We start from the raw sequence: 19349 nt of genomic DNA on the forward strand, positions 1-19349 counted from the left end.
ATTATTCGAACGCTTTATCTGAAATGTTGGCTTGGTAGAAGGCTCTGCTTTTATCTATATCGGCACAGAGTTTGGATAAGGCAGTTAAGCTTCTCATCGTCATACGATGCATTGAATCAGCATTTGGTTGAATTATTTGTTCGTTTTTAACGGCAGGTATAATTGGCCAGTCTTGCCAGTTGAAACCGACTTTAGCACTTTGATTTGCCGATAAAGGCTGAATAATTAATTGAATAGGTGCTTGTAATACTTTCTCTATATTTACTTGGGGATAGGCTATATCCACTTGCTCAAACGGATTATTGGCTTGGCAAATATTCAAGAATTGTTGAGGCCAACTATCTTTCGCTACCGTGGTTAATGGCTTAGACCATAATTCGTAAAAAATCGTGATAGGCGGTTTATTTTGGTATTGAGTTTTTATAAGGTTGAGTTGGCCAAGTAGTTTCTCGGCTTGAGCATTGGCTTTTTGTTCATGACCTGTTAATTGACCAAACTCACGCATTTCTTTCGCAATATCTTCGAAACTATGCGGTTGAGAATAGATAATGTTAAAGCCGAGTTGCTCTAATCGAGTAATGTCATCACTTGGGTTACCACTTTTCCAAGCGATAATATAATCAGGTTGTAATGTAATAAATTTTTCAATTTGCAGGCGTAAGTAATTACCCACAATAGGGATCTCTTTTGCTTGTTCGGGGTAGTCGGCAAATGTTGTGGTACCGATAATTTGTTCACCTGCTCCTATGTCATATAACATTTCTACAATATGAGGAGAAAGTGCGATAATACTAGGCTTCTGTGCTGCTCTTGAGGTTGGTGAACTGTCAGCAATACTTGCAAAGCTCAAGCTAATTAAAGCGAATAATATTAATTTGAGGGCTATATTTTTCATCTAGTAGATTTACCTTTATTACTGACAGCAATGCGCTACCAATCAATACCTTGTTGTGCTTTTATACCGTTATCAAATGCATGTTTAATTGATTGCACTTCACTCACAGTATCTGCTAAGTCAATGATAGCGCGGTGACAACCTCTACCTGTAATAATGGCGTGTTGGTTTACTGGACGGTTTTTTAATGCTTCAAGTACTTCATCTAACTCAATATACTTATAAGCAACCATGTAGGTTAATTCATCCATTAAAACCACATCAATACTTTCATCTTGTAATAATTTTTTGTTTTTTAGCCAAACTTGTTGTGCTGCGGCAATATCTTGCGTTTTGTCTTGTGTGTTCCAAGTAAAACCAGTTCCCATCACGTCAAAACCAACACCTGCATTTTCTAATAATGAACGCTCTCCACAAGCCCATGTACCTTTTATGTACTGAACAACAGCTGCTTTTAAGCCATGACCGACAGCTCGAGCAACAGTACCAAAACCAGATGTTGATTTACCTTTGCCATTACCAGTAATAACAATGATCAAACCTCGTTCTTCTTGAGCATTATCTATACGTTGATCAACTTTTTCTTTCACAGCTTGCATACGTTTTTTATGTTGTGCATTTTTTTGATCTAGGTTCTTTTCTGAATTGTTTGCTGAGTTATTATCTGTCATTTTATCTATCACTTTGCGTTTGTTTTATCGTTAAAATAAGCATTTAAGTAATCACTATTAATTAATATTTCTTGTTTTAACCATAATAAATAAGAAAAATATACTGCCTAAAGCAGAGGTTATTATACCAATGGGAATTTCAGCATTCGCTAATGCGGAGCGGGCAATAATATCGACCCAAATTAAAAAAATCCCACCAATTAAGGCACTACCAATAATCAGTTTTAATGTAGTGACTCCAAATACTTGACGCACAATATGTGGGATCATTAAACCTACAAACCCTATGCCACCACAATAAGCGACAATGGTAGCAGTTAAAGCGGCACAAAGAGCGAGCATGAGTAATCTTAGTTTATCTACATTAATACCTAAGCTTGCTGCACTTTCATCACCAAGTAAGAGCGCGTCAATTTGACGATGTAGGGCGGTAATGATGACAATAGTGATGAGCAATACCGCGGTAATAGCATAAAAGTTACTCATCTCAACACGCGCTAGACTGCCCATAAGCCAAAAGATAACACGATTAGTAGCATAGGGCTCACCAAAGAAAAGAATAAATTGCGTCACGGCAGCAAGCATAAATGAAACTGCAATACCGGTAAGTAATAATTGTTCCATTCGCTGTAATACTTTGGCAATAATAAGCACAATAACTATCGCTAATAAAGCACCCAAAAAGGCAGCAAGGGGAAGGGCAATAGCGAGTTGTTGTTCTAAACCAATGCTAGTTAACGAAATATTAGCAATAGTTACACCTAAGCCTGCACCCGATACTATGCCAAATAAATAAGGATCGGCTAATGGGTTACGGGTTGTATTTTGTAAAATTGCCCCTGCAATGGCTAATCCCATGCCAGCCACTAAGCCTACTAATACTCTAGGTATTCTGACTTGCCAAATCACCATTTGGCTTATTTTGTCTGGGCAGTTACCCACTAGACACTGAAAAATTTGAGTGTGATTGATATCTGCTGGTCCATAACTTAAACCTGCGATAGCTGAGAGCAAGGTGAAAATAATTAAGGAGATAACAATGAAGTATGATCTAGTCATTTTTATTCCTTAAATTGATTGTTTGTTGTTCTGGTAACGAGAAAAATACACGAGGTTTATGTTGTAAATCATCTTTTATGATTGAGCATGGTAATCTAAAAACTTTACTTAACTGGGTCTGTGTTAATACTTGCTCAGGTGTGCCATCAGCAATTAATTTACCTTGCTCTAATAATAATAATCGTTGGCAATACTGACTGGCCAAATTCAGATCGTGGACTGTCATGATTACCGTTATATTTAATTGATTAACTAGATTTAATACTTGGTGCTGATAATAAACATCAAGATGATTGGTTGGTTCATCTAAAATAAGTATTTGTGCCTTTTGTACTAGCGCTCTAGCAATCAGGACACGTTGTTGTTCACCACCGGAAAGTTGACTATAGGGCATCTTTTCTGTGTTAGATAAGCCCACTTTTTCTAACGCAAGTTTTATCTGTTGTTTGTCATGGTCATTATCAATGGCAAATAAACCTTTAAAAGGTAATAACCCCATTCTGACAATATCGAGCACAGTTAATGAGAAAATCGCTTCTGCTTTTTGGGTTACATTGGCAAAATTTCGGGCTAATTCTCGAGCAGAATAACCACTAATTATTTTGTTTTTTAGATGAACGGAGCCTGATAATGCTACGGTTTTATTGTGCTGTTGTTGATTGGTAATGCAACGCAATAAACTCGTTTTACCAGCACCATTTGGACCAATAATACCGATCACTTCTCCCTTACTCACGTTAAAGGAGATATTATTAAGGATGGCTTTATTGTTTACTTGCCAATGAAGCTGGTGAACTTTCAGTAGTACTGACATTGTTTGTTGGTGTTTTCCCGCACGCAAAATTTTTAAGGTTTGTTAATTATATTAAAAGGTTAAGTATCTGACTTATCGTTAAATTATTACCAATAAATAATGGTAGTAACTTATGAATCACAGTTGCGGGTACAGTGGAGGAATTCTTTATTAAAAATAAAGGCACCTCATTCCTTAACCATTTGGAGAGTTTACGCAGATAGTACAAAATAAGCAAGCTTTAGCGGTTTAGACGTCTAAATACCAATAAAAGAAAATAGGTAAAATTTCACTTATCACTTATTTTTCATCTACACTGAAGATAGGTTTAATATTTTCAGGAGTAAACAATGAAAGGTAACAGTAAAGTTATTGCGAGTCTTAATGGTTTATTACATAACGAGCTTGCCTCGATCGATCAATATTTTATCCACTCTCGTATGTATCAAGATTGGGGCTTAGATAAGCTATATGACCAATTAGAGCATGAAATGCAAGAAGAGCTTACTCATGCTGATGCACTAATAAAACGTATTTTATTTCTTGAAGGAGTACCTAATTTATCAGATCGTCGTGATTTACTTATTGGTGATGATGTTAGTTCAATGTTAAAAAATGATCTTATTTTAGAAATGGAGGTTGTGGCAGGACTTAAAGAAAGTATTAAATTATGTGAAGCTGAAGGAGATTACCAAAGCAGAATTATGTTAGAAAAACTCTTGGAAGATACTGAGGAAGATCATGTTTATTGGCTTGAAAGACAAATAGGGCTAATTGATAAGATTGGACTAAATAATTATATTCAATCACATATGGGTAATCACCTAGGTGGATAAACTAACAAGAGGGTTTTATTATGAAAGGGGATAAAGGTATTATTGCTTTGTTAAACAAAGCACTTGCGGTTGAGTTGATTGCAATTAATCAGTATTTTTTACATGCCAGAATGTATAAGAACTGGGGGTTGGAGCAATTAAACAAAGCGGATTATAAAACATCAATTAAAAAAATGAAGCAGGCTGATTCGTTAATTGAACGCATTCTTTTTTTAGAAGGTTTACCTAACCTACAAGATCTCGGTCGATTACATATTGGTGAGGAAACAACTGAAATACTTCAAGCGAATATAGCATTAGAGCATAAATCTCGTTCAGTACTACAAGAATTAATTGAGTCATGTGAACTGCAGCAAGATTATATTAGTAGGGATTGTGCTGAAAGCTTATTAGAAAGTGTTGAAACACAAATTGACTGGATTGAAGAGCAGCAATATTTAATTACGAATGTAGGGTTAGAAAATTACCTACAAACAATGATGAATTAAGCAACAAAGGCCTCAGTTTCTGCAATTTGTACTAATTTATCATTCAGAATACTTTTACTGCATTGGCAACATTTCCCACACTGTGAACCAATTTTTAATTCACTTGTTAATTGTTTCATGGTGTGAGCACCGTTGTCCACAGCGGCTTTAATTTGGGTGTCGGTTACGCCAAGACACAAACAGACATACATAAGTAATACCAAAAATACTTTAATTAAAATCAATGTTGATATAGTAATGTAAACAAGAGTGATTATCAATAAGGTTTGTGGTTTTTATTTAGTATTATGTTTTATATTCCATAAAAAAAGCAGCTAAAGCTGCTTTTTTTATCTAAACGTATTAAGTTTGAATTACCAAATTTTAACGCGTTTTTCCGGAGCTATGTACATTGCATCGCCTTCTTTCACATCAAATGCTTCATAGAATTCATTCATGTTTGAAAGTGAACCTAAAGCACGAAACTCTCCAGGAGAATGAGGGTCTGTTGCTACGCGGTTACGCATTGATTTTTCAACAATTTTAGAACGCCAAATTTGAGCATAACCCATAAAGAAACGTTGATCACCCGTTAAGCCATCAATTACAGGTGCTTCTTTACCATTTAATGATGCTTTATACGCTTTATACGCAATAGTTACACCTGATAAATCACCAATATTTTCGCCTAAAGTTAATTCACCATTTACGTTTAAATCATCAAATACTTGATAAGCAGCATATTGATCTACTAAGGCCTTAGTGCGAGCAGCAAACTCTTTAAGGTCTTGTTCTGTCCACCAATTACGTAAGTTACCTTTGGCGTCATATTTACTACCTTGATCATCAAAACCATGACCCATTTCATGACCAATAACTGCACCAATACCACCGTAGTTTACGGCATCGTCAGCTTCCATATTAAAGAATGGTGCTTGTAAAATAGCGGCAGGAAAAACAATTTCGTTAGCCGGCGGATTATAATAAGCGTTAACCGTTTGTGGTGTCATATGCCATTCCCATTTATGGATTGGGCCACCTAGTTTAGCGATTTCTTTATTATTTGATATTTTACGTGAGCGAATAACGTTACCTACTAAATCATCTGATTTAATAGTTAACGCTGAATAATCTTCCCATTGGTCAGGGTAGCCAATTTTAGGAGTGAAGGCCGCTAATTTTACATGAGCTGCTTTTTTAGTGTCTGCAGACATCCACGTTAGATCGTCAATACTTGTACCATAAGCGTTACGTAAGTTTTCTACTAATTCACTCATGCGTGATTTAGCTTGAGGTGTAAAATGACGTGTTACATACACTTTGCCAATAACTTCACCTAAGTTACCATTTACAACACTTACACCACGTTTCCACTGTGGACGTTGTTCTTCTCTACCACTAAGTTGCTTAGAGAAAAAGTCAAAATCTTCATTATCTAAGTCAGCAGTTAAATAACTTGCAAAAGCGCTTAATGTATTAAATGTTAAATATTGCTTCCAAACGTCGATAGAAGTTTGTTCGAATACTTCACCAAAGCCTTTAATAAAATCAGGTTGGTTAATAATAATATCTTTTTGTGTTGCAACCCCTTCAGCTGCTAAAAAAGCCTGCCAATTAAATTTATTGGTAAGGGTATCTAAGCTGCTTGTTGCTAGTTTGTTATATGTTTTTTCGCTGTCACGGTTTTGTACAGGAGTCCAGTGATGCTCAGCTAGGTTAGTTTCTAATTCCATGATATTTTTAGCAGCATCTTTTGCGTTGCTTAGACCTGCTAAGTTATACATATTTTCAATATGTGTAATATAGCCGCTACGTAATTTTACAAACCGTTCAGCATCATTAAAGTAGTAGTCTCTATCTGGTAAATTTAAACCATTTTGCCAAATATGCGCGGCGTAGCTTGCAGAGTCTTTAGCGTCAATACTAATATATAAAGCTAGTGGGTTATTGATACCAACTGTTGAATAGGCACCAAAAAAGGTGGCTAAGTCATCTTTAGTTTCAATAGTGTTAATCGCAGACAAGATTGATTGAATAGGGGCGATACCGTCAGCATTACGCTTTTCGCTATCCATATAAGAGCGGAATAAATCAGCAACTTTTTGTTCGTCAGAGCCTACTTTTAAACCGCTCGTAGCTGCAAGTTCTTCAATAATAGCTTTTACATCTTCGTCTGCTTTATCACGTAAGTCGTAAAATGAACCGATTGCAGTTTTATCACCAGGAATTGTGTGACTCTTCATCCAACCGCCATTGATGTAGCGGTAAAAGTTATCTTGTGGACGTACACTTTTATCCATGTTTTTTTGTTCAATACCAGAAGCTAAGGCTGTTTTTTGTGGAGCTTCCATACTTTTTTGAACTTCAGATTGATTCATGTTGCTGTTGCTACAGCCACTTAGTATCAGTAAAGAAGTACAAACTGCGCCAGTTATAATTGCTTTCATTTATTAACTCTCATTTATGTTTTTAATAATCATGTTGTTCAATTTATATTGTAAAGTGGAAAATAAGTATCTGAAAAACATGCCTAACTAATACTACGAAAGAATTCGTTCAAACTCCAGTTCAGAACACATCTATTTACATAATAAATTTATGCTAAGTTTATAAACAATTTATGCAGATTATACTAGTGCCATTAGGGTGATTGGTGGGCTTTATAGGATAGAATACGAGTTTTATTCTTTCTGAGAGGTAAGTAGCTCAACAGCACATTGACACATTTCATCAATTTGGCTGGCATCACCATAAATACCGTCAATAACCAGTTGTGCTATTCCGTGTAAGGTTGCCCAAGCAACCTGTGCTAAACGTAGTGAATTATGTGACTTTGGTAATATGCCTTTTTGTTGCCAAAGTTGTGTCATTTCAACTTGATACTGAAAGCTAGGATAGGCAACATCAATAAGTTTTTGTGTTCCTTTTGAGCCGTTATTGCCTTTTGTTTCATTCGTTTTTTCTGTTTTTTTCCATAATGTACTGCCAAACATTAATCGATAAATCGCCGAGTTTTGTGTGGCAAAGCGTACATAAAAATGAACAAATGTATGATATTTTTCTTGATCGGTTAGCATATTATTATTAAATATTTCTTCTGCTTGAGCTTTCCAACTAATAAAGCCTTGTGCAGCGATAGCTGAGAGCAAGTCATTTTTATCTGTAAAGTGATGATATGCCGCGGTGCGTGATACACCAATACGTTCAGCGAGTTTTCTCAATGATAAGGTTTCAATACCATCTTCTGATATCATCGCTGTTGCGGTCGCAAGTAAGCTACTCTGTAAGTCACCATGATGATAAGTTGAATTTTTACTATCAATAGTTGGATTGTTTTTTTTCATCATTATTTAAGTTTCTATTGTGTGTGCTTTAAAAAGGTTACCGCTATAGTGTTTTTCTATGAGGAATAGCTACATTTGAAAAAATAATCCCCGCAACTAAGGACATAAAAATAAGAAATGTTTGCGAGCCTAAGTCAGTCACATCTAACATTTGCTTTCCTGAAACTAAGCTGTTGAGTCCAATATAAACTTTACTACCAGGGACTAACACAACCAGTCCCAGTAAGCGCACTATAGAAGAAGGTAAATTCATAATTCGAGAAAATAAATTACTATAAATTCCTAAGGCAAAAGCTCCAACAAAAGCTCCTAAAGCGACTCCTAGATAGCTAGTAGCCCAAATACTTACGCCAAAAGAAATGTAACCGGCAATCATACCCCATGGCGCATCTTTTAATCGTACTTTAAATAAAATAACTAATGAAATAGTCAGAGTCGTGACGGCTAACCATGACGTCCAAACAGGCATAGTTTCAGGAGGAATAAAGGTGACTTCTCCCCACATTAAATTACCTAATGCCATGCCCAAAACAGCGCCAAAATAAAGTTTGAACAGTACCATAGCACCATCCATGATACGTGCTGTCCCTGACATTAAGTGCCTTGCTGCTAATTCAGATAAGCCAACTGTTAACGATAAACCAGGAATAAAAGATATAATACTGGAAAGAATAACCATAGGTATATTAATACTAGGATCAAATATTGAAATCAAAGAGGCTAATAAGGAGGTTGTTAATGCCGCCATTGGCTCTAGCATTTCGGTGACACGACGTGAACGCTCAGCCCACATTACAAATGAGAAAACAACAAAACCTAATATAGTTGACCAGAAAACATCATGCCAACTTGTGTGCATTAACATTGCAAAAGCACCGCTTGAGGCACCAAAAGCTAAAAAAGTTAACAAAAAACCATACGGAGGGGGCTTTGAATTGACTTCTTTTAAACGTTCAATAGCTTCATCTAGCGTTCTTTCACCGCTGGTTAACTCGTCTACTAATTCATCAATACGTGCTAAAGACCCCAAATCTATTTCGCCAGGTGCCACGCGAACTAAGTGATTGTATTGATGCTCATCTTCCTCATCAGATAAAATAAAAGTTAATGCCGTAGGAGTAACCATAAATGAAGCACGAATATCTAAAAAGTGCGCAATGGAGAGTAAATTATCCTCTAAGCGATATGCTGTAGAGCCTAACTTGTGAAGAGCCTTCCCAAGTTGGATGATAAATCGACGTTTTTGATAAAAATCATCTGCAGGTGTCATATAATTAGAGTAATAAAGGTAAATAAAGCTTGTGTGCTATGTTAATGTATTTTTAGTAATTAGCAATTGTAAAATTTGAAGGATATATATGACTTTATTCATTATTCTTGCGTGTGTGTTTGGTGTTGTTGCACTTATGGTCATACTCGGAGAAAGATTTGGTAGCCCAATGAGTAATGAACAACAAGCCAGGTTTAGTAAAGTAAGTTGGATACTTGTTTTTATGATTTTAGTTGGCGCTATTATTAAAGAGATGCTTTAGCGCAGAACACACAACAACTACGTTTAGTTGTTGTGTTAATTTTATAAGAAGGAGAAAGCCGCGCTGCTTTTGTGATGAAATAAAAGGCGGGCTACCAATAATATAACTACTCGTTAAACTATTGTTGTTGCCATGCTGAAAATAAAGCCTTTGCTTTAGCTTTTTCCGTAAAAGGTTTATCAGTTGACAAGCTCTCTTTTAGATAGCTTAAGGCTTCTTTTCTTCTATCTAACTTATCTAACGTTAAGGCTAAGTGATACTTAATTTCAGCATTATTATAATCCAATATATTCGCCTGCCTAAGTAAAGATAATGCCTTATTATAGTTGCCTAAAGCTAGCTCAACTAATGCATTAGTATCTATAATATTTACATTGTCTGGCGATATTTTAAATGCACGCTGAGCTAAGTTATGTGCTTTTTCTATATTATTGACAGTTAAATTGGCTAAAGCTGCATTATTTAATAAGGCGATATTTTTAGGGTTATTAGCTAAGTGTTTATCATAAAAGTCTATTGACTTATCTAACTGACCACTACGTTTATAGTTTTCAGCAAGCGCTAGGGTTATTTCAAGATCGTTCGGGTTATTGCTGAGCCATAACGTAAGTAAGGTATCAATGTCAGCATACTGTTTCTGCGCTGTATACAAAGAGTATAGGCCTAATAAAGCAGGTTTATTCGGTTGTGCTTGATATGAATTCTGATAAAAGCCAAGGGCTTGTTCATTATCTTTGCTCATATAAATTGAGCCTTTAAATTGCTCGATTAAATAAACGGGGAATAATTGAGGATCTAACTTATTTACCAACGCAAGCGCAGTATTCTTTTCATTATCTTGATTATATAGCTGTATGAGTAGTTGGTATGCTTCAAATAGGCTCTTATCAATAGAGATAGCATGCTCTAAGCTTTTTTTAGCTAGATCTTTTTTACCCAAATAAGTGTACATTTTTGCTTGTTTAAATAAAACAGGAGGTTTGTTTTGCGTATGCTTTAACGCCAAATCCATTGCACTTATCGCTTTTTCATGCTGTCTGTTTTGAATATATAAGTTAGACGCTAATAAATGTATGTTGCTATTGTCATTGTGTGTATCTAAATAGTTATTCACAATATCGAGTGCTTTTGTTAACGCTTTATTTCTCTCATAATGCCTTACTATTTTTTCAAGTGCGATGACATTATCTTGATTTTGAGATAATGCTTTTTGATACCAAACCAGAGCTTCTGATATATTTTCAGCGTAATAGTGAATATCGCCTAACTCGACCATTAAATCACTGTTATTGTTTTGCATTAATTGAGTTTTTATACGTTCAACGGCAATATCAATATTACCTTGTAACGCATCAATTCTAGCTAAGTGAATAACGGCCTGATTGTTATTATTATCGAGTGCGTACGCTTTTTCTAAAAACTGTTTAGCTTGAGGTAAATATCCTGATAAACCTAATAAGGTTGCGTGAATTTGATTAACACTAGAATTATTAGGGTAGTTTTTTATTAATACAGCGCTGATATTTAAACCGGCTTGAAGTTGATTGCTTTCTTGATAGGCTCTCGCTAACAAAAGTAATAATTCAAAATTTAAGTCGTCGTTAGTTTCATTGCGAATGGTTGAATCTTCATCAAGTACTTCACTTAATACTGTGACTATTTTTGTGTAATCACCTTTTAACAGTAATAACTTTGCTAAATCTATACGCGGTTGCAATTCATTAGGAAATGCAGTCATCACTTTATCAAAATAAAATTCTGCTTCATTTATATTTCCTGTCATTAAGTTAGCTTGGCCTAGCAATGCCCATGATTCGCGGTCGTTATCATCGTTCAAATAAGCTTTCACTAGATACTTACGGGCAACATAACTATTACCTAAAGCAAGTTCGGTACGCGCAAGTAGCTTTAATACCTGAGGATCATTAGGGGCTATTTTATTATATTTAATAAAGGCTTTTTCCGCGGCTTCCATAGCATTGTTTTGAAAGCTTATTAATCCTTTTAAAAAGTAATAAATGGGTTGTTCATCCATCACTTCCTCAGGAATAGCCATCATAACGGTATCTAAACGTTTTTTTATTTCTATCGTTAATTGCGATTGCTCACTTGCTTGAGCTGATAATAACTTAATATAATTGGCAATAGGTTCATTAGGTAGAACCTCAACAATTTTATCAATATCGGATATTGCTGAATCATGTTTTTGCATATTCATTAATAAAGTAGCTCGAACTAATAAAGCTGAATAATTATTAGGCTCATAAGTTAATAGCTGTGTTATATACTCTAAAGCTAACTTATCCTTTTTAAGTTGCTTATAAGTTATGGCTCCCATTAACAGTGCCTGGATATTATTTGGGTCAATTGTTAATGTATGATTAATTAATTCAATTGCTTCATCAAAGTTGAGCTCTTTTAAAGCCACCTTAGTTTTGCCAATAAAAGCCTCGGTATTATAAGGACTTAACTTTAGCGCTTTATTGAATTTATTTCGTGCTTCCTTGAGTTGATTGTCACCTGTTAACGCAAAACCATGAAAGGTTAACATTGTACTTTGATAGGTATCACTGGTTTGTGGCTCTATAGGTAAACTTAAAACTTGATCGAATTTATTTTGTAGCAAATAAGCCTTAGCGTATAAAGGGGCCAATAAACGAATAGCAGCGCCTTCTTGTTTAGAAAAATTAAGCTCTATCTCGGCTAATGCCCCTTTACCTTGAGCTAATAAATTTTCAGCCATTAGTACACGAGAAGGTAAATGCGAACTATCAATTGATAATATATTTTTAAGGTGGATAATTGATGTTGCATAATCACCATCATGAAAGCTTGTTAACGCATCTTCATAAGTTTTTGGATCGACGCTAGCATAACTAAGTGGGGAAAGCAGACTACTAAATACAACGATTAATAAGTTTCGTTTATATAATAAAAAAAAGTTACGTTTAATTAACTTCATAGGTTTCAATATTAGCTGTTTTAATGAGGTCAAAATATTTCCTTTATTTTAAATGTAGTCATAGTTATTTTATATCTAAAGCTAAGATCTAAAACGGAGCTAAAAAGCTCCGTTTTATTATCTAACGAGTTAACATAAAAAATCAAACGTTTAACTTTTTACGTTGATAGATCAAGCCAGTCATTGCAAGCAGCATAAGTACTATTGAGCTCGGCTCAGGTACTTGAGTGACAGGTCTTCCAGCTGAAGGGGCAGGAACTGTAACATCAACATTAGTCGCTAAATGTATTTCTGCATTAGTGATTAATGATAAAACACCTACAGAGCCATCAATATTCCCACCTGTTTGAGTAACTGTTGCATAAGGGGCTAGTAAAGCACCAACAAAATTTTGAGCGTTTAATGTAATGACTTCGGCTTCATAGAAATTCCAAATGATTTTAGAGCCAAATTTATTCTTATCAAAATTCATATTTGAATTATTTAACATTGATACATCATTGCCAGGTACATTAATGACAATATAAGCAAGATCATTTGCATTGTCTCCCGTCATACTTAGACTCAGATTGTTTAAATCAAATATATTCGTAGAGCCATCTAATGTAAATACTGCAATATCATTGTCAGTATTCAATCCTTTATCAATTGCAAATGTTTTGTTATTTCCATTTGTCTCTATTTTACTATTAGCGGCTAGCGAAGAAAAATATGCAGAAGAATTTTCTAACTGAGCTTTGTAATCTGCTTTAATTGCATCTAAACCTGTTGTTAACTTAACGTTATCGATCTTTGAATCTATTAATGTACTATTAATGAGCACTTGATTAGAATTTATTGCTGCCGTTACGATGTTTTTTTCCGAGCTTAATACGGTATCATGTACATAAACACCAACTTGTGCGTTTATTGAACCCGCAACAGTTAATGCAGTAATATCTGAACGTGAATTTTGGTCTAGTCTTTGACCGAAATCACTTTTTAGACCTGTATAGTTACCACCGACAAAAGTCTTACCGTCAACATGCGTCCCCCCGAGACCTTCAAAGTCCTCAATAGTGATTACATTATATTCATTCAGGATAAACTCACTCGCATTTGCCGTTACTGAGGCTAAAAGGAATAAACCTGAAAGTATAGAAATAAATTTTTTCATAACAACCTACTTTTCATATAAAGCGTAATTAATAAAATAAGCATTACGCTAGAACTAATATATATCTAAATTTAACTACTAGATAAAATGATTTACGATAATAAGCATTAAGCACAAATCAAGCCAAGATATAAAACTATAGTGTTATTAGGGCTGTACAAATGTTTTTTATGTGTCATCTTATTTATTTGTAAATATAACTGACAGTGATAACGTAAATATTATCAACTTATATTACCATTATAAGCTTAGTATAGCTCAATAGGAAATAAATGTAGATTAAAGCTTTATTTTTTATATTAGGAATATAACTGGGCCTAGCGATAAATTAACTAGGTAAGTTTTCCACTTTTTCACCATTAAAAAATAATCCATTTTGTTGAGTGTATAAGTAAAAATCACTTGCTGTCATTGGTCTTGCAAAATAATAACCTTGAAACTCTTCTGAGCCCATATCAGCTAGTGAAGCTATATACTCTCTTTTTTCTATACCTTCAGATACGCATTTTATATTAAGTGAGCGACACATAGCATGAACAGCTTTTACTAAATTATAGTGTCGTTTTGACGTAGTAATCATATTCGTTAATGATCTGTCTAACTTTAATTTATTGATTGGGTAATCAGCTAATCGCGCTATATTTGAATAACCAGTACCAAAATCATCAATAGATATAATAAATCCCCAAGATTGAAGACTTTGAATAATTTTAAGGGCATTAGTGTTGTTTTCTTCTAACGCTGTTTCTGTTATTTCTAATTCAATTTGATCGGGCTTAACATTGAAGTCGGCTAAATAGCGTATTAAATTTGAGACAAAATCTTTTTGGTTAAAATCAAAAGGTGATAAGTTAATTGCAATTGGCACTACATCGAACCCACTTTGATTCCACTTTTGTATTTGCGCGCATACTTTTTGGATGATTAAATTGGTTAACGGGCAAATTAATCTATATTCTTCTGCTACAGGAATAAAAGTATCAGGAGGCACAACACCAAGTACAGGACTATTCCATCTAGCAAGTGCTTCTAAACCAATACAAAGACCATCTTTAGTGACTTTGGGTTGATAATAGACATCAAGTGCTGCTGATTGAATTGCTTCATCGAGTAACATTGAAATTTCATGTTTTTTCAAAAATAGCTGCGAGCTTTCTTGGTTGTAATAGCTAAAAACATTAATATTGTCTGCACTTTTTAACGCTTCTTGTGCATTGGCAATAACTTTAGCACTAGAATTATTCTCTTGAGAAAATTGCGCAATACCAAATAAATAAGACTGGGTAAACGTACTATTAAATAGGGTGTACTCTGCATCTAATGTTTTTTTTATACGAGATAATAATTTTTCTAACTCTTCTACATTTGGCGTATTAATTAAAAAAACAAGTTTCCCTAACCCTGCATCTGAACATAGCAGGATTTCTTTAATATTATCGGTAATACGTTTATATGCCGCGATAGTAAGTGTGCGAAAATCGGATTCGCCAAATTTTAAATTTACATAATCATTATTGGCACTTTGAATAACAATAATATAAAAACCTGCAGATTTTTTAATAGCTAAACTTTCGCATTGGCGTTCAAACCAGTCTTTATTTGGTAAATTGGTTTGTGAATCGGTATAGCGTAAACGCTTATATTTTTCTTCTATTGAAATTAAATTTTTCTTTATTTTATGCTCTTGTGTACAGTCTGAAAATTCATACACCGTGTAGGTTGAGTTGACCACATTTTGTTTAGTGACTCGATGATATGAATCTTTAATTTGTATTAATTGGTCTTTGTGGTCGTTGCTTGTTAATTTAGGTAATAAAGTCGATAGATGTTCATTCGTAGTCTGGGTGTTTAACTCTATAGTAAATAAAATTTTAGCTTGTTCATTAAGATCGATAATCTCGCCTTTTTCGCTAAGAATAACTTTAGGCTTATAATAATGAGAAAAGAAAGTTCTATAGAGTTCATTTTTGGCGGTTAAGTGAGTATTCGAGTCTTGAATTGATTGATTTAAGCGTTTAGCAGCGACACTGGTACGGGCCACAGCAAGCGGTATACAAATATTATAAAAGGCGAAGATAACTCCCATTATATACCAGTTTGTATTGGGTAATTGCTCAGGTGGGCTGAAAAGTATTGATAAATCAACATTGTAAATAATCATGAAAAAAGGTGCTAAATTTAACAACGCATAACATATTGCTGATCGGTAACCCAGCAATATCAGTGCAATAGTAGGGCAAGCGAACATATACATTGAACCTACTTTGGCAAGTTCAAGATCCGTGATAAATAAATTTATTGCTAAACTCGCTAATACCGTCGTAATCAAAAAAAAGTGAGCACAGAATTTATAATATTTATAGCTAGCGATTAACAACGTAATGACAATTGAGAAGAATGAAACCGAGAGGATGATGATATGTATTAAACTGAGTTGTACCGCTGGGCCGAAGGTATGACACACAACGGCCAAACATACTAACATAACGGTAGATAGAATAATTCTCAGCGCGCTTATTCGCCAATTTGGTATTTTATTATTTGTATCATCATTATCCGTTAACAAAAAAAAATTAAGAATACTCGATTTATATTGTAACAACACTTAATTCCACCTACATCCATGATATAAATAATCAATTATTATAGTACCTTAATGAAAGTTTAATCATATTTCTAGTGTTAAATATTAATTCATGTCAGTAGGGCAACTATATGGACATATTTTCTTAAGAAGGTCCTATTTTAAATCGATTCTTTGTTCGTTTATTCGCCTAAGTCTATACAAGCTTTATTGGAAAATTCGTGGTTTCGAGTACTCATAAGTACACTGTTATTTTGTCATCTTTAATAGTGAAATGGTAATGGCTGTAAAACGGCTCAAGACTAAATTACAAATGCGATTATTATTGCTGTTACACCTAAAACACTATATTCAGGCATGCCACTCGGTAGTTTTGACATAAGTAAGAAACAAACAAAAGCTATAGCAAATAATATGGCACTGCCAATAAATACTCCAATTAATTCATGACCCATAATTAATCCTACAATAGCCAAAGGAATACTAAACAATAATGCTGAAAAATAAGGCTCTTTTTTTACTAAATATAGTTTATATGAAAGAGCTAACATTAACAGTTTGAAAATAAAAAAGAGCATGGGGGTACCTTAAGATAAATAGTGATAATAAAACGGCTAACGAATACTAATGTCAGTAAATTCTTGCTTAATTGCGTTAGTTAAAATAATACATATCGCGTTGTTTTCAATCTCAATAGCTAGCTATTACTTAATTGATAGCGGTACTCTGGTTTATTTTACTATTTACAATAAGCTTACAACTTTAATGAAACGAGTATCGAAGTATATGAACCTTGGATAAAGTAAGCGAAGCTGAAGAAAATAACAATTATTACTTGCTAGTAAATAAGTGAAGGGTAACTAGATATTTGTTGTTTTGGGGCGTTTTGAAACAAAAAAGCCCCTAATCATGACGATTAGAGGCTTCAATTCTAAAGAGTTAATGTCTAAACGTTAACTCTTTAGCTATTACTTATTAACCATTACTAACATCTTCAAATTCAGCATCAATGATGTCATCATCTTTAGCACTGTCATTGGCCGCATGTTCTTGATACTGCTCTCCTTGTGGTTGTGACTTCTGTTGCGCTTGTTCTGCTTGCATCATATTACTGTAAGCATCTTGTAATGCTTTTTGTCGCATTTCAATCGCAGATTTATCATTACCATTCACAGACATCTTCAATTGCTCAATTAACGATTTAAGCTCATCTTGTTGCTCTTGTGCCAAGGATGTCATTGATGTTTCTACTGTATGAATCAATTGATCCGCTTGGTTACGTTGCTCAACTAGTTCGCGCTTTTGTTTATCTTCCGTTGCGTGTTGCTCTGCATCTTCAACCATGCGATTAATTTCATCTTCTGTTAAGCCACTTGATGCAGTAATTTTAATACTTTGTTCTTTGCCAGTTGCCTTGTCTTTCGCTGACACATTTAAAATACCATCAGCATCAATATCAAACGTTACTTCAACCTGCACCGAACCGCGCGGACCTTGAGCTATATCGCTTAAGTTGAATTGTCCAAGCGACTTATTATCTGTCGCCATTTCACGCTGTCCTTGTAGAACATGTACTGTTACTGCAGCTTGGTTGTCTTCAGCAGTAGAAAAAACTTCAGAAGCCCGTGTTGGTATCGTAGTATTTTTATCAATGAGTTTAGTCATTACACCACCCAAAGTTTCTATACCTAATGATAATGGCGTTACATCCAGTAATAATACATCACCCACGGTTCCAGATAACACTCCGCCTTGAATAGCTGCACCCATGGCAACGGCTTCATCCGGGTTTACATCTTTACGTGGCTCTTTACCAAAGAAAGCTTGAACAGCTTCCTGTACTTTTGGCATACGTGTTTGACCACCAACCAATATAACTTCACTAATATCAGCTTTACTTACACCGGCATCTTTTAATGCTTGCTCACATGGAGCAATGGTACTTTTTATCAAATCATCTACTAATGACTCTAACTTGGCGCGAGTAACCTGTACATTTAAATGTTTAGGGCCACTAGCATCAGCAGTGACATAAGGTAAGTTTACGTCGGTTTGTAATGCAGACGATAACTCTATTTTCGCTTTTTCAGCTGCTTCTTTAATACGTTGTAATGCTAAAGAGTCATTGTGAATATCAATGCCAGTGTCTTTTTTGAATTCATCAGCAAGATAATTAATAAGGCGTAAATCAAAATCTTCACCACCTAAAAAGGTATTACCATTGGTTGCTAACACTTCAAATTGTTTTTCTCCGTCCACATTGCTGATTTCAATGATAGAAATATCAAAAGTTCCGCCACCTAAATCGTAAACCACGATGTTTTGATCGTTTTTACTTTTTTTATCGACCCCATAAGCTAAGGCCGCAGCTGTTGGTTCATTAATAATACGTTTAACATCAAGTCCTGCAATTTTACCTGCATCTTTTGTTGCTTGGCGTTGAGAATCATTAAAATAGGCTGGTACAGTAATCACTGCTTCAGTGACTGTTTCACCTAAATAGGCCTCAGCATCTTTTTTCAATTTACGTAAAAGCTGAGCTGAGACTTCTTGTGGTGACATGGATTTGCCATTCACTTCAACCCAGGCATCACCGTTATCTGCTTTTACAATTTTATAAGGTGCTAGCTTAATATCTTTTTGCACTTCTTTGTCATCAAATTTACGACCAATTAATCGCTTAATAGCAAATAATGTGTTCTCAGCGTTTGTCACTGATTGTCTTTTTGCTGGGTGACCTGCTAGTGTTTCATTGTTTGCATACGCGATAATCGATGGTGTAGTGCGACTACCTTCTGCATTCTCAATAATTTTTGCAACACCACCTTCCATCACTGATACACATGAGTTTGTCGTACCTAAATCTATACCTATAATCTTAGTCATAATAACCACCTATACTTAAAAAGGGTTTAATCAAAAAGGTCTTATGCTGTATGGCAATGTTCTGTTAGCAGCTAGACCACATAAACAACCTTGGCTGTTTGTTAGTGGGGCTATAATACGTGAGTTGAGGAAGTGCTACTGTCACAAATGTGACAGTAATGATA

The 19349-nt window shown here is 34.8% G+C and carries 16 protein-coding genes; 3 read left to right on the forward strand and 13 right to left on the reverse strand.

Translation table 11 applies throughout. From position 1 onward, the window contains the following. Nucleotide 1 precedes the first annotated feature (1 nt). Genes KO509_RS11920 through KO509_RS11935 form a run of 4 tightly spaced genes read right to left on the reverse strand, consistent with a single transcriptional unit; the run spans nucleotide 2 to nucleotide 3439 of the window. Nucleotides 2-895: a cobalamin-binding protein gene (locus tag KO509_RS11920; RefSeq protein ID WP_215973503.1), complete on the reverse strand. Its 894-nt coding sequence runs from the start codon at nucleotides 893-895 to the stop codon at nucleotides 2-4. A 35-nt stretch (nucleotides 896-930) separates the two neighbouring features. Beyond that, a complete protein-coding gene (gene cobO, locus KO509_RS11925) occupies nucleotides 931-1566 on the reverse strand; it encodes a cob(I)yrinic acid a,c-diamide adenosyltransferase (RefSeq protein ID WP_215973504.1) in 636 nt (211 codons plus the stop codon). A 57-nt stretch (nucleotides 1567-1623) separates the two neighbouring features. Next, on the reverse strand, nucleotides 1624-2625 hold the full coding sequence (locus tag KO509_RS11930; RefSeq protein ID WP_215973505.1) for an iron ABC transporter permease: 1002 nt from the start codon (nucleotides 2623-2625) through the stop codon (nucleotides 1624-1626). After that, the gene (locus KO509_RS11935) at nucleotides 2618-3439 is read right to left on the reverse strand and encodes an ABC transporter ATP-binding protein (RefSeq protein WP_215973506.1); all 822 of its coding nucleotides are present in this window, start codon (nucleotides 3437-3439) and stop codon (nucleotides 2618-2620) included. The genes KO509_RS11930 and KO509_RS11935 overlap by 8 nt, the downstream gene beginning before the upstream one ends. 329 nt (nucleotides 3440-3768) lie before the next feature. On the opposite strand from KO509_RS11935, the gene bfr (KO509_RS11940) reads away from it, so the two are divergent. Both bfr (KO509_RS11940) and bfr (KO509_RS11945) read left to right on the forward strand, forming a co-directional pair. Further along, entirely contained in the window at nucleotides 3769-4254 is a 486-nt protein-coding gene (bfr, locus tag KO509_RS11940) for a bacterioferritin (protein ID WP_215973507.1), read from the forward strand. A gap of 20 nt (nucleotides 4255-4274) precedes the next feature. After that, the gene (gene bfr / locus KO509_RS11945; protein WP_215973508.1) at nucleotides 4275-4742 is read left to right on the forward strand and encodes a bacterioferritin; all 468 of its coding nucleotides are present in this window, start codon (nucleotides 4275-4277) and stop codon (nucleotides 4740-4742) included. On the opposite strand, the gene KO509_RS11950 is transcribed toward bfr (KO509_RS11945), so the two are convergent. From KO509_RS11950 to KO509_RS11965, 4 genes are all read right to left on the reverse strand, one after another. After that, a complete protein-coding gene (locus KO509_RS11950; protein WP_215973509.1) occupies nucleotides 4739-4933 on the reverse strand; it encodes a (2Fe-2S)-binding protein in 195 nt (64 codons plus the stop codon). The genes bfr (KO509_RS11945) and KO509_RS11950 overlap by 4 nt on opposite strands. Nucleotides 4934-5095: 162 nt before the next feature. Then, on the reverse strand, nucleotides 5096-7168 hold the full coding sequence (locus tag KO509_RS11955) for a M13 family metallopeptidase (protein WP_215973510.1): 2073 nt from the start codon (nucleotides 7166-7168) through the stop codon (nucleotides 5096-5098). 234 nt (nucleotides 7169-7402) lie between these two features. Continuing rightward, nucleotides 7403-8065, reverse strand: a complete 663-nt coding sequence (locus tag KO509_RS11960; protein WP_215973622.1) for a TetR/AcrR family transcriptional regulator — start codon at nucleotides 8063-8065, stop codon at nucleotides 7403-7405. A gap of 43 nt (nucleotides 8066-8108) precedes the next feature. Beyond that, nucleotides 8109-9335, reverse strand: coding sequence for a threonine/serine exporter family protein (locus KO509_RS11965; RefSeq protein ID WP_215973511.1), 1227 nt, complete (start codon nucleotides 9333-9335; stop codon nucleotides 8109-8111). An 88-nt stretch (nucleotides 9336-9423) separates the two neighbouring features. On the opposite strand from KO509_RS11965, the gene KO509_RS11970 reads away from it, so the two are divergent. Continuing rightward, on the forward strand, nucleotides 9424-9597 hold the full coding sequence (locus KO509_RS11970) for a hypothetical protein (protein WP_215973512.1): 174 nt from the start codon (nucleotides 9424-9426) through the stop codon (nucleotides 9595-9597). A 118-nt stretch (nucleotides 9598-9715) separates the two neighbouring features. Here the strand turns inward: KO509_RS11970 and prsT are convergent, their stop codons facing one another. The 5 genes from prsT to dnaK all read right to left on the reverse strand — a co-directional run bounded on the left by prsT (nucleotide 9716) and on the right by dnaK (nucleotide 19185). Beyond that, nucleotides 9716-12592 (reverse strand): XrtA/PEP-CTERM system TPR-repeat protein PrsT, encoded by a 2877-nt coding sequence (gene prsT / locus KO509_RS11975; RefSeq protein WP_215973513.1) that lies wholly within the window; start codon nucleotides 12590-12592, stop codon nucleotides 9716-9718. Nucleotides 12593-12701: 109 nt separating this feature from the next. Next, nucleotides 12702-13715: a collagen-binding domain-containing protein gene (locus KO509_RS11980; RefSeq protein ID WP_215973514.1), complete on the reverse strand. Its 1014-nt coding sequence runs from the start codon at nucleotides 13713-13715 to the stop codon at nucleotides 12702-12704. 328 nt (nucleotides 13716-14043) lie between these two features. Further along, nucleotides 14044-16320 carry a GGDEF domain-containing phosphodiesterase gene (locus KO509_RS11985; protein ID WP_354668417.1) on the reverse strand — a complete coding sequence of 759 codons (2277 nt, stop codon included), beginning with the start codon at nucleotides 16318-16320 and terminating at the stop codon, nucleotides 14044-14046. A 281-nt stretch (nucleotides 16321-16601) separates the two neighbouring features. After that, complete coding sequence (locus tag KO509_RS11990) at nucleotides 16602-16877, reverse strand: hypothetical protein (RefSeq protein WP_215973515.1); 276 nt, start codon at nucleotides 16875-16877, stop codon at nucleotides 16602-16604. A 397-nt stretch (nucleotides 16878-17274) separates the two neighbouring features. Then, a complete protein-coding gene (gene dnaK / locus KO509_RS11995) occupies nucleotides 17275-19185 on the reverse strand; it encodes a molecular chaperone DnaK (protein WP_215973516.1) in 1911 nt (636 codons plus the stop codon). Nucleotides 19186-19349 lie beyond the last annotated feature (164 nt).

The organism is Colwellia sp. C2M11 (assembly GCF_018860915.1).
Lineage (GTDB): Bacteria > Pseudomonadota > Gammaproteobacteria > Enterobacterales > Alteromonadaceae > Colwellia.